Origin of the sequence: Actinomycetospora corticicola (assembly GCF_013409505.1) — a bacterium.
GTDB classification, from domain to species: Bacteria; Actinomycetota; Actinomycetes; order Mycobacteriales; family Pseudonocardiaceae; genus Actinomycetospora; species Actinomycetospora corticicola.
On the sequence record NZ_JACCBN010000001.1, the window covers coordinates 5078220 to 5089863 of the forward strand.

Sequence of the window (11644 nt, forward strand, 5' to 3'; positions counted from 1 at the left end):
GCGTCGTGTCCCGTCCGACCCGAGGGCACGAGGAGGTGAGCCACGCCGTGAGCGACCTGGCCGACGAATCGCCGAGCCTGCTCGAGTGGGCGACCCGGCTCGCCGTCGACCCCCAGCTCCGGGCCCGGCTCGCCGCCGACCCGCGGGGCCTGCTCGACGAGCAGGGCTTCGCGCGCGTGCCACCCGCGGATCTCCACCACGCCCTGCCGCTCGTGACCGACTCGGTGGCCGCCCGGCTGGGCCGCGACGTCGACGGTGACCTGGTCGAGGGGGTCGACGCCCAACGGGCGGGCGAGCACCCGGTGGACGCGCTGGCCCGCCAGTTCGTGCACGTGTCGGAGGCGGTCCTCGCCGGACCGGTCGAGGAGCCGCACGACCTGGACGATCCCGGCGTCCCAGCAGCGACCGCCGGCCACGACCCGACGCACGCGGACCCGTCCCTCGACCCGACCGCGCTCCTCGACGACCTCCCGGGCCTGCACCACCCCGGGTTTCCCGACGTCGGGTCCGGCGCTGCCGCGCTCCTCCCCGACGAGCCCCGCGCGCCCGGTGACGGAGCCGGCTCCGGGCCCGCCGTCGCGACCGCCCCCGCGTCCGTGGAGGAGGTCGTCCTGCACACGGTGCCCGACCTCCCACCGGACGTCCCGGCGGACGTGGACCCACCCCCGACCGACCACCCGGACCACTCCGATCACCCGGATCACCCGGACCACCCGGACCACCCGGTCCCCGGGCACGACCTGCTCGACCTCTGACCACCTCCGACCACTCCCGACCTCCCCGAACGACCGGAGCGCACCGATGACCACCGCCGAACCCGGAAGCCCGCGCGACCCGTCGTGGACCGACCCGTCGTCGTGGTCGGCGGCCGTGGGAGCGGCGGGGTCTGCGATCCGGGAGGACGTGGACGCCCTGCTCGACCGCCTCGCGGGTCCGCGCGAGGTCACGGCGCAGTGGGTCGACGCCCCGGCCGCACCAGCCGACCACGACCTCGACGACGTGGCCGTGCCGACGCCGCCGAGCCCCATCGACGACGGGGAGCCCGACTTCGGTCGGGGGGCGACCGGCGACGCGGCGCCCGTCCCGGTCGATGTCCCGGGCCGCAGCTCCGGGGGCGGCGGATCGGGTGACGACGGCCGACCGGACGAGCGCGGCGCGACGAACGACAGCGACGACGACGCCGGTGACTCCGGCCATGACGGCGACGGCTCGTGGCCGCACGGGACGCAGGAGGACCGGCACGACGACGACGGGTCGGGTCACGACGGCGGTCACGACACCGCTCACGAGCACGATCCCGGTTCCGAGCACGACCTCGGCGACCACGCCGGCTGACCCGAGCCCCGTCCGGAAGGAGCACCCCGTGGCGTCGACGCCGGCCCTGGATCTGATCGACCTCGCGAAGAAGGCGACCACCGCCTATCACCGTCCCGACCTCACCGAACGCCTCGACGCGACGCGACGGCGGGTGGCCGACCCGGACGTGCGGGTGCTCGTCGTCGGGGAGTTCAAGCAGGGGAAGAGCGCCCTGGTCAACGCCCTGGTGTCCGCCGACATCTGCCCGGTGGACGACGACATCGCGACGGCGGTGACCACGGCGGTCCGCTACACCGACGGGAACCCGTCGGTGACGGTCGTCCGGGAGTCGGCCGGTCCGTCCGGCGAGGTCCGCGCCGAGCGCACCGACGTCCCCTTCACCGATCTCCAGCGCTACGTCTCCGAGGCGGGCAACCCCGGCAACCGGGAGCACGTGAGCCACGTCGAGGTGACGGTCCCGCGGAAGCTGCTCTCGACCGGGCTCGTCGTCGTCGACACCCCCGGTGTGGGCGGGCTCGGCTCTGCCCACGGCGCGATGACGATGGCGGCGCTCCCGACCGCCGACGCGGTGCTGCTCGTGTCGGACAGCGCGACCGAGTACACCGCTCCCGAGCTGCGGTTCCTCCAGCAGGCGACGGCGCTGTGCCCGACGGTCGCGTGCGTGGTCACGAAGACCGACCTCTATCCGGAGTGGCGCCGGATCGTGGAACTCGACCGGGGCCACCTGGACCGTCGGGGCGTCCGGGTCCCCCTGCTCCCGGTCTCCTCGGTGCTGCGGCGGGCCGCCGCGGCCTCCAACGACGCGGCGTTGAACGAGGAGTCCGGGTTCAAGGCGCTCGTGACCTACCTCCGCGAGCAGGTGCTCGCGCAGTCCGAACGGAACGACCGCCGGGCGGCCTCCGACGACGTCGTCGCGATCGTCGAGCAGATCTCCTACCGCATGCGGGCCGAGCTGCAGGCGCAGGCGGATCCCGTCGGGGCCGACCGGTTGATCGCGCAGCTGCAGCAGGCCAAGCAGCGGGCGGAGGACCTGAAGGCCCGCTCCGCGCGCTGGCAGACGACGCTCAACGACGGCTTCGGCGACCTCCAGTCCGACATCGACCACGACCTGCGGGACCGGATGCGGGCCCTGCAGAAGGAGGCCGAGGAACACCTGGAGACGGAGGACCCCGCCGAGGTCTGGGACCAGTTCGCCGAGTGGCTGCACGCCGCCGTCGCCCAGTCGGCCTCGACGAACTTCGTGTGGGCGAGCCAGCGGGCGCAGCACCTCTCCCTCCTCGTCGCCGACCACTTCGTCGCGGGCGGCCAGGTGGCCCTGCCCGACCTGTCGCGCCGCTCGCCGTCCGGGAACGGTCAGGTGCATCCGCTGGTCCGGCCGGAGATGGCGAAGCTGCACCTCGGGAGCGCCCTGATCACCGGGATGCGGGGCGGCCAGGGCGGCGTGATGATGTTCGGCCTGATCACGAGCCTCGCCGGGATGGCGATGCTGAACCCGATCACCGGTGCGGCCGCCCTGCTCCTCGGGGCGAAGGGCGTGCGGGACGAGCGCAAGCGGCTCCTCGAGCGGCGGCGGTCGGACGCGAAGCAGGCGGTGCGCCGGCACATCGACGACGTCACCTTCCAGGTCGGCAAGGACTCCCGCGACATGCTCCGGGGCGTCCAACGCGCACTGCGCGACCACTTCCAGGAGATCGCGCAGCAGGTGTCGACGTCCATGTCGGAGTCGGTGGCCTCCGCCCAGGCGGCGGTGAACACGGTGACCAGCGAGCGGGAGGAACGGGCCCGCAACCTCTCGGCGGAGCTGGACCGCCTCGCCACCCTGGAGAAGAAGGCGAGGGCCCTGGTCGCCCATGACTGAGTCCCCGACGTCCACGGCCTCCACCACGTCCACCGCCGGGCTCGGCGACCGGACCCGCACCCTGTTGCGGAACGCGCTCGAGGCCTACGGCGACAGCCCGCGGGCGGCGGGCTGGCTGCGGCACCACCTCGACCGTCTCGACGAGCCGTTGCGGCTCGCCATCGCCGGGAAGGTGAAGGCCGGCAAGTCGACGCTGCTCAACGCCCTGGTGGGGGAGGAGATCGCGGCGACCGACGCGGGGGAGTGCACCCGGGTGGTCACCTGGTACCAGGACGGCCCGAGCCCCCGCATCCTGCTGCACCCGATGCAGGGCCCGCCGCGCCAGCTCCGGACCCGGCGCTCGGAACGCGGTGGTCTCGTCGTGGACCTCGACGGTGCCGACCCCGCCACGGTGGACCGCCTCACCGTCGACTGGCCCTCCTCCGGCCTGCGGTCGACCTCGCTCATCGACACGCCGGGCATCGCCTCGACGAGCGTCGACACGTCGGCCCGCGCGAGCCGGTTCCTGTCCTCCGACGAGGCGCCCAGCGAGGCCGACGCCGTCCTCTACCTCATGCGACACCTGCACTCGGCGGACGCGCGCTTCCTCGAGTCCTTCCACGACCGGCACGTCGCGCGCGCGACCCCGGTGTCCACGATCGCCGTCCTGTCCCGGGCCGACGAGATCGGCGCCGGACGGCTCGACGCGTTGTCGTCCGCCCGCCGGATCGCCGGGCGCTACCGCACCGACGAGAAGATCGCCGCGCTCTGCCAGACGGTCGTCGCGGTCGCCGGTCTCGTCGCGCTGGCCGGCCGGACGATGCGCCAGGACGAGTACCTCGCGCTGCGGGCGCTCGCGGCGCTGCCCCCGGAGGTCACCGACGCCCTCCTGCTCTCGGCCGACCGCTTCGTCACCCCGCCGGACTCGCTGGTCGACCGGCTCGGCACCGGCGTCCCGGAGTCCGCGACCCGTCGTCTCCTCCTGACCCGGCTCGGCGTCTACGGCATCCGGACGGCGATCGCGGCCCTACGCGACCACGCCCCGGACGCCGCACGGCTGTCCGCCGAGCTGGTCGCCGCCAGCGGCCTGGACGACCTGCGCGAGGTGCTCGCGACGCAGTTCGGGGAGCGCCGGGAGCTGCTGAAGGCGCGCTCGGCCCTGCTCGCCGTGGAGCTGGTGGTCCAGCGCGAACCGCGGCCCGCGGGGGCACGCCTGGCCACCGAGGTCGAGCGCCTGGTGGCGAGCGCCCACGAGTTCGCAGAGCTGCGGCTGCTCGCCGCCCTCCGCTCCCGGTCCGTCCCCCTGCCCGCGGAGGCCCGCGAGGAGGCCGAGCGGCTGGTCGGCGGGAACGGGTCGCGGCTGCCGGCCCGCCTGGGGCTGCCCGACGACGTCGACGCCGCGACCCGACGGCAGGTGGTGGTCGAGGCGCTCGGACGGTGGCGGCGCCGGGCGGCCAACCCGGTGTCCGACCGCGCGACGGTGGACGCCTGCGCGGTCGTCGTCCGGAGCTGCGAGGGGATGCTGGCGACGATCGCGGCGACCTGACACTCGAACGAGTGGTGCTTACGGACGCAGAGTCAGTACACCAATCGGAGTATCAGGAAGGCCATACGGACGCGCCGTTGACGGTGGTGGACAGCGCCCGCCGTGATCGTCTCGCGGTGGGGCGGACCCCCGACGACGGAGGCGTGTGTGGGCTCGGCAGGCAGCGGGTTGGCGGATCCTGAGTTCGTGCGTCTCGGCGAGGCCTTGCAGCGCCGGCACCGGATGCAAGGTCGACTGCGGCGGACGGCGGCGACCGTCGCGTGCGCGGTCCCGGCGGTCCGGGAGCGGGTCCCGGCTCTGGCCGACCTCCCTCAGCTCACCGTGACCTGCTCGGACTCGGTCGGCGGCGACCGGATGGCGGCGAAGTACGACGGGGCACGCTCCGGGGTCCCGCGGCGCCTCGCGGTCTCCGTGCTTGCCCTGCCCGGCTCGCCCGAGGACTACCTGCGCGGCCGCTCGAAGCAGGCCCTGCGCACCAACAGCCGCCGGGCCCGCGAGGCCGGCGTCACCTGCCGTCGGATGGGCCGCGTCGAGGCCGAGGTCCGTATCGCGGCCCTGCTGCGGGCGCGGGACGAGGAGGAGCTGCTCCCCGGCGTCCGGACCGACCTCGTCGACGGCGTGGTGCAGGCCTGGGTGGCCCGCGACGCCGACGACGCGACCGAGGTCATCGCCCTCACCTCCGTCGACGGCACCTTCGCCCGGCTCGACCTCATGCTTTCGGCTCCCGACCGCGAGGCCGGCCCCGCCCGCTACCTGCTCTCGGCCCACCTGGTCGGCGAGCTCATCGAGCGCGGCGTCCGCCACCTCGCCGTCGACACGGCGCTCTGGCTCGACGCCGGACTGCGCCACTTCCAGCGGCTGCTCGGCTTCGAGCCGATGACGCTCGAGTTCCGGCGCGGACCCGCCGTCGGGACCCTTCCCGACGACGGGCCGTTCCCGGCCCCGCGCATCTCCTCCGGCCCGCTGCCGGTGCCCGCCGTCGTCGGTGCCGGGGCCGCAGGCACGGCCTCCTGATCCTCGCGTCCCGGACCCGACGGGGGTCGGGTCCGGGACGCGTCCCCCTCACGGCGCGAGCATGCGGACGTGGGTCGTGAGGTCCCCCGTGTGCTCGTCGAGCAGGTGCAGGGCGAACCCCGGGGGCGCGCTCCGGTCGAGGGTGTCCGGGTGCGGCTCGCAGGGCAGCCGGAGCGTCGACGCCACACCCGGGGCGATGCGCACCGCGATGCCGTCGACGCTGGTCGCGAGGGCCGTGTGGGCGTGGCCGCAGAGCACGATCGACGGGTCCGCGCGATCCCGGAGCGGCCCGAGCAGCGGCTCGGCGTCGAGCAGCCGGATGGGATTCAACAGCCCGCTCCCGACGGGCATCGGCGGGTGGTGCAGCGCGACCACCAGGACGCCGGGCCGCTCGGCCGCAGCGGCGATCCGAGCCCGGCTCTCGTCGGCGAGTTCCCCGTGGTCGTGCCCGGGGACGTGCGAGTCGGCGAGCACCACGGTGACGCTGCCGATGGCGAGTGTCGCCGTGATCGGCTCGTCGGTCCGTGTGTGGTCGAGCATCGCGCGCATGGCCGGCCGCCGGTCGTGGTTGCCCGGCACGAGGTGCGCGTCGAGCCCGTCGAGGAGCGCTGAAGCATGCGCGTACTCCTCGTCGGTGCCGTGATCGGCGACGTCCCCGGTCACCAGGACGAGATCCGGCTGCGGCTCGAGTGACCGCACGTGATCGACGACCCGCTCGGCGCGGTGGAGGGTCTCCGGGCGGTCGGGGTCCAGGTGCAGGTCCGACAGGTGCGCCACGAGCATGCGTGCACCGTGCTGCCCGGGAGGCCGTCCCGTCTAGAAGGGCGGGTCGTCGTCGAAGGGGTTCGGGGGTCGTCGTTCTTTGTGTCGTCGTCGGCGGTCGAGTTCGTCGAGGGTGTGGCGTTGGGCGTCGGTGATGTGCCCGTGGCGGTCGGTGCGGGGCCGCCAGGGGGTCTGGGGTCGGGGTTCGGTGCGGGTGTCGGTGATGCCGTGGTCGAACGGGGCGCGCGCGACCGGCCGGAGGGGCCGGTAGGAGTCGGGTTCGACGGTGTGGTGGGTGCCGGTGGGCGCGGTCCAGACGAAGCGGCCGGGGCGGGTCTGGCGGACGGTCCACCCGGAGAGCGGGTCGTGTTTGCGGAGGTGGTCGCCCACGGAGAGGGGGCCGAGGTTGTCGGCCTGGGTGGGGCCGCCGAGGGTGTGGTCGTGGGTGTGGTCGATGGGGCAGGCCACGGCGGGCACGGTGGACATGGGGAAGCGGCTGGTGTAGTCGCGGGCGTGGATCCAGCGGGTCAGCTCGGCTCCGGGGAACCGGTTCCCGGCGTCGCGGGTCGTGACCGCGGGGTGTTCCTCGGGTGGCCGGGCGCGGGCCGCAGCCAGCGCCTGCTTCGTGCGGCGGGCCAGCTCGGCCCAGATCCCCACCAGTGATCCATCGTCGTCAGGAGCGTCGAGGTCGAGGGCGTCGACCTCGCGCGTGTGGGCGGTGAGTTCGACGACCTGTCGGCGATATCGCGGGTCGGCGTCGGGTTGAAGCGGCGGCCGCACGAGCAGCACCCATTGCAGTGCACCGATGTCGTTGTAGAGCAGGACCCGCCACTGGGCACACGTTCGGGTCCAGGCGGCGCGGTAGGCGTCCCACCCGGTCAACGTGCCGGCGCGGAGGCGGCCGTGGGCGCGTTCGAGCCCGAGCACGGTCGCCCAGGTGGTGCGCAACGTGGCCGGGGAGAACACCAGCCCGCGTTCGGTCAGCCGCGCGGCCAGGGGCGGCGGCGGGTCGGTGGTCGGGATCCGCGGGTCGGGGGTGTCCGGTGGCGGTGGGTCGGGTTCGGGGTCCCCGGGCTGCCACCCGGCCGGTGAGGGCTGCGGCGACGGGGTCGCCGTCCAGCCCGGCCACGCGTCGTCCGGGGCGTCAGCGCTGCCCCGATCGACCGCCCGTCCGTCATCGCCCGATCCCTTGGACCCGTGAGCCGCGTCGTCGACGGACTCGTCAGGACCGGAGGGGGCGGGCTGTTCACCGCGGGAATCGGCAGCACCGGAGATGCCGTCGTTCGAGCCGCTGTCGTTCGAGCCGCTGTCGTTCGAGCCATCGCGGCGGTCGTCGGCGCGGTCCTCGTTCGAGCCAACCGGCTCGCCATGAGGCTCGCTGTTGTCGTTCAGGTCTTCGGAATCGCCGTCGTCGGCGCCGCCGCCGGAGCCGCCATCGTCGGGGCCATCGCCGTCGGGGCCATCGCCGTCGGGGCCATCGCCGTCGGGGCCAGCGCCGTCGTGACCATTGCTGTCGGGACCGCGATCGTCCGGCCCGTCATCGGGGAGGTCGTCGGGACCGTCGGGGAGGTCGTCGAGGTCGATCGGGTCCTGCGCCGGCGGGGTCGGGGTGAGGTCCAGGACGACCTGCGCGGCGACCGCGAGGTCGTCCGAGCCGTCGGGGCAGCCGTGCAGCAGCCGGAGATAGACCTGGGCCTGCACCTTCGCCGGCCCCACCGACGACCCCGCGGCCTTCAACTGCTCGAGGGCCACCTCGGCGACCGCGAGGATCCGCTCGAACGCCGGTATCGCCATCCCCGGGTCCAAGTCCAGGCCGTGGATCTCCGCCGCGCCCGACGGCGCGATCCGCGTCGACACCCGCGAGCGGGCCACCGCGGCGTTGCGCCGGTTCTCCGCGCCCAATGGGTCGACGTCGGCGACCGCCGCGGCGACCCGCTGCCCCAGCTCGAACATCCCCAGCTTCGGGGCGGCCCCGATCAACCGGTCCACCACCACCGCGGCCTGCTCATCGGTCACATCCCGCAGACCGGACACGAACACCGCGGCCTTGGCGTGCTCCAACCAGCCCTCACACATCGCCGCACCGAGCCGCGGCAGCCGTTCCAGAGCCCCGGCCGCGGTCTCAAGACGGGCGGCGGCCATCGTGACCGACCACCCCAACGCCGCCGCGATGACCCGCGCGTCCGGGTCGGGCCAGCGCTGCAGCGTGTCGGCCCGCGCGCGGGCGGTCTCGAGCATCCAGCACGCGCGGCGCCACTCGTCGTGGGTCAACCGGGCCTGCCAGGCCACCAACCCGGCCTCACACTCCTGACCGACGCTCTCCCGCGGGTCGGTCAGCGGGACGGCGGGCAGCGGGGTGTCGAACACCCCGTCCCCGACCGCGAACCCCGCCTCCACCGCCATAGTTCGAACACTAGGACGAACCCCCGACAGTCACGGCCGGGAAAGCCCAGCTCGGAGTACTCGCGAAGATCACGAACCGGTCACGATCCTGCTGCCCGCACTCACGACCCCGGGCCGCCCACCAGCTCCCGCAGTCGGGCGAACAGTTCCCCGCGGCTGGTCGAGCCGAGCCGCTGCCGGATCCGGGCGACGTGGTGCTCGACGGTCTTGGCGGAGATGTAGAGCTGCGCGCCGATCTGCTTGTGGGTCAACCCGGCGAGGACCAGGCGGGCGACCTCCCGCTCGCGCTCGGAGAGCGCGACGTCCCCGGCCTCGGGGACCGGACCCGGCGTCGGGATCGCCTCCGTGCCGTCGGCGGGGGAGCGGCCCGAGTCGGCCAGGGAACGGGCGCAGGCGAGCAGGGTCGCCATGTCGCGCCGGTCGCGGGTCCGGATGGCCGCCTCCCCGGCGAGGCGCGCGCCGTCCCACGTCCAGCCGAGCCGGTGGAGTCCGCGGGCAGCGTTCTCCACCGCCGCCGCGTCGACGACGCCCCCCAGCGCCGCCGACCACACCTCGGCGCACCGGGTGAGGGCGCCGGCCAGGACCGACGAGTGCTCCACCGCCCGCAACGCGGCCAGTTGACGCCCGACCTCCCCGGTGTCCTCCGCGGTGACGGCGGCGGCGAGGCCGTACCAGCTGGTGGTGGCCCGCCAGAGCGGCGGATCGCCCAGCGACGTCAGCAGCGCGTCGGCGGCGTCCCAGGCCACCCGCACCGCCGAGCGCTCCCGCAGCCGGGCCGCCCCGACGAGCAGTTCCCCGAGGGGGAGGAGCACGAACAGGTCGACCGGGTGCCGGACGAGGGCCTCCCGCGCCCGGCTCCACCCGGCCTTCAGGCCCGCCGAGTCGCCGGTCCGACGGGCCACGGCGACCTCGAGGGCGGCGGCGGACAACTCGTCGCGGGGCTCCAGCGGGCGGGCGGCGCGGGCGGCCGTCACGTGCGCGCGGATGCCGCCGACGTCGCCGCGCACCATCGCGACCCAGGCGAGCAGCAGCTGGTGCCGCGGCGCGAGGGCGGGTCCTCCGGGTGTGGTCGCGACGGCCCGGTTCAGCACGGACTCGGCGACGTCGACCTCACCGGCGTGCAGGGCGACCAGAGCGGCCAGGGCTGCCGGGGAGTCGGGCAGGAGCACGCCGGAGCCGAGCGGTTCGAGCAACGACGCGGCGCGGGTGAGCTCGGAGAGCGCCGCCGTCGCGGCCCCCGGGTCCGGACGCAGCGACGTCAGGACCCCCTCGGCGGTGAGGGCGACGGCCGAGCGCACGGTGGTGGACCCGAACGCCGACCCGCCCTCGGGGAGGGCGTCGGCCCGCGCGCGGTCCCCGGTCCCGACGAGGCCCGGTGCGGCCAGCGTCCGCAGCCCCGGCTCCGCCGCCAGCATCTCGGCGCCCCAGCGCCCGGTCCCGCGGTGGGCCATCACCGCGGCGACGACCGTGACGGCCCGCGCGCGTTCCCGGTCGTCGAGGTCGGCGGTGAGCGGGTCGGCGAGGCGCAGGGCGGTGTCGAGGTCACCCGCGAGCGCCGCCGCCTCCGCCCGGCGCAGGACGACCGACCCGGGCGGCGCCCCGGCGGCCACGGCGTCGGCGTACAGCGCGCCCGCGAGGTGCGGGGCGGACGCCAGCGCCTCGTCGCCGGCCGCGGTGAACACCCGCGCCAGGTCGTCCCCGCGCAGCCCGGAGCCGAGCAGCCGCCGGGCCGGGCCGAGCACCGAGGCGCCCCGGGCGAGCGCCTGCTCGGCGATGCGGCGTTCCAGGTCGAGGCGCTCGTCGGCGGCCGTGAAGCGGACGAGGCCCCGTCGGGCCAGTGGTGGGACGGCCTCCGTCGGGGCGCCGAGCTCCGTGGGAGCGTCCGGGGCGGGCAGCAGCAGACCGCTCGCGCGGGCCCGTTCGCGCTGGTCCTCGAGGGTCGTGCGGTCCACCTCGAGGACGTCCGCGAGCGCAGCAGGGACCCGCGGCGCCCCGACGGCGAGGGCCAGCAGCAGCCGCCGGGTCCCGTCGTCGAGCCCGCCGATCTCGTGGCGGAACAGGTCGAGGACGCCGGGCGGGATCTCCTGCGAGCCCCGCTCGGCCGCGGCCGACACCCCGCGCGGCCCGGCGTCGCGGATCTGGGTGACGAGACGGTCGACGACCGCGGGGGAGCCCCCGGAGAGCCGGCGCAGCGTGGCCGCGAGGGCGGGTGGGCACCGCGACCCGAGCACGGCCGATGCGCGGTCGGCGGTCCCGGCGACGGTCAGCGGTTCGAGGGTCACCGGGGCGCGCTCCCGGCCGAGCGCGAGCCACAACGTCGACAGCGCGCGGGGGCAGGGCCAGGGCCGTGCGGTGACCACGAGCCGGGCGTCCGGGTCGTCCGCGACGTCGGTGAGCTCGGCGAGGGTGGCCTCGTCGAGGGCATGGGCGTCGTCGACGAGCAGCAGGGCGTCCTCGTCGGAGGGGAACGGCACGGTGTCGCCGGAGCGGATCCGCCGGGTGCTCACCCCCCGTCGTCGGGCCGAGCGGACGAGCGCGGAGATCACCGCGCTCTTCCCCGCCCCACCCGGCCCGACGACCGCGGCCGCGAGCGGCGCGCGGGGGTCGGCGCGGTGGGCGCCCAGCAGCCCCACCGCCCCCGGCAGGCCCGCGACCATCGGGTCGCGCGCCGCCTCGACCTCCTCGCCCCCCGCCGCCCGCAGCCGGCCCGTCATCGTCAGCGTTCCCGACGATGGATCGCGCGGCCCCGCCTCGCCGCGGGGAGC

General features: G+C 75.5%; 8 protein-coding genes. 5 read left to right on the forward strand and 3 right to left on the reverse strand.

Annotated elements, in window-relative coordinates:
* Nucleotides 1-47: 47 nt before the first annotated feature.
* The 5 genes from BJ983_RS24675 to BJ983_RS24695 all read left to right on the forward strand — a co-directional run bounded on the left by BJ983_RS24675 (nucleotide 48) and on the right by BJ983_RS24695 (nucleotide 5714).
* Nucleotides 48-755, forward strand: a complete 708-nt coding sequence (locus BJ983_RS24675; RefSeq protein ID WP_179796228.1) for a hypothetical protein — start codon at nucleotides 48-50, stop codon at nucleotides 753-755.
* 46 nt (nucleotides 756-801) lie between these two features.
* Complete coding sequence (locus BJ983_RS31180) at nucleotides 802-1335, forward strand: hypothetical protein (protein WP_179796229.1); 534 nt, start codon at nucleotides 802-804, stop codon at nucleotides 1333-1335.
* A gap of 28 nt (nucleotides 1336-1363) precedes the next feature.
* Entirely contained in the window at nucleotides 1364-3175 is a 1812-nt protein-coding gene (locus tag BJ983_RS24685; RefSeq protein WP_179796230.1) for a dynamin family protein, read from the forward strand.
* Nucleotides 3168-4700: a dynamin family protein gene (locus BJ983_RS24690; RefSeq protein ID WP_179796231.1), complete on the forward strand. Its 1533-nt coding sequence runs from the start codon at nucleotides 3168-3170 to the stop codon at nucleotides 4698-4700. The genes BJ983_RS24685 and BJ983_RS24690 overlap by 8 nt, the downstream gene beginning before the upstream one ends.
* Before the next feature lie 222 nt (nucleotides 4701-4922).
* Nucleotides 4923-5714, forward strand: coding sequence for an endonuclease V (locus tag BJ983_RS24695; RefSeq protein ID WP_179796232.1), 792 nt, complete (start codon nucleotides 4923-4925; stop codon nucleotides 5712-5714).
* Nucleotides 5715-5762: 48 nt separating this feature from the next.
* Here BJ983_RS24695 and BJ983_RS24700 read toward each other — a convergent pair whose 3' ends face one another.
* The 3 genes from BJ983_RS24700 to BJ983_RS24710 all read right to left on the reverse strand — a co-directional run bounded on the left by BJ983_RS24700 (nucleotide 5763) and on the right by BJ983_RS24710 (nucleotide 11593).
* A complete protein-coding gene (locus BJ983_RS24700; protein WP_179796233.1) occupies nucleotides 5763-6497 on the reverse strand; it encodes a metallophosphoesterase in 735 nt (244 codons plus the stop codon).
* 33 nt (nucleotides 6498-6530) lie between these two features.
* Nucleotides 6531-8879, reverse strand: a complete 2349-nt coding sequence (locus tag BJ983_RS31865) for a DUF222 domain-containing protein (RefSeq protein ID WP_179796234.1) — start codon at nucleotides 8877-8879, stop codon at nucleotides 6531-6533.
* Nucleotides 8880-8980: 101 nt separating this feature from the next.
* The gene (locus BJ983_RS24710; protein WP_179796235.1) at nucleotides 8981-11593 is read right to left on the reverse strand and encodes a helix-turn-helix transcriptional regulator; all 2613 of its coding nucleotides are present in this window, start codon (nucleotides 11591-11593) and stop codon (nucleotides 8981-8983) included.
* Nucleotides 11594-11644 lie beyond the last annotated feature (51 nt).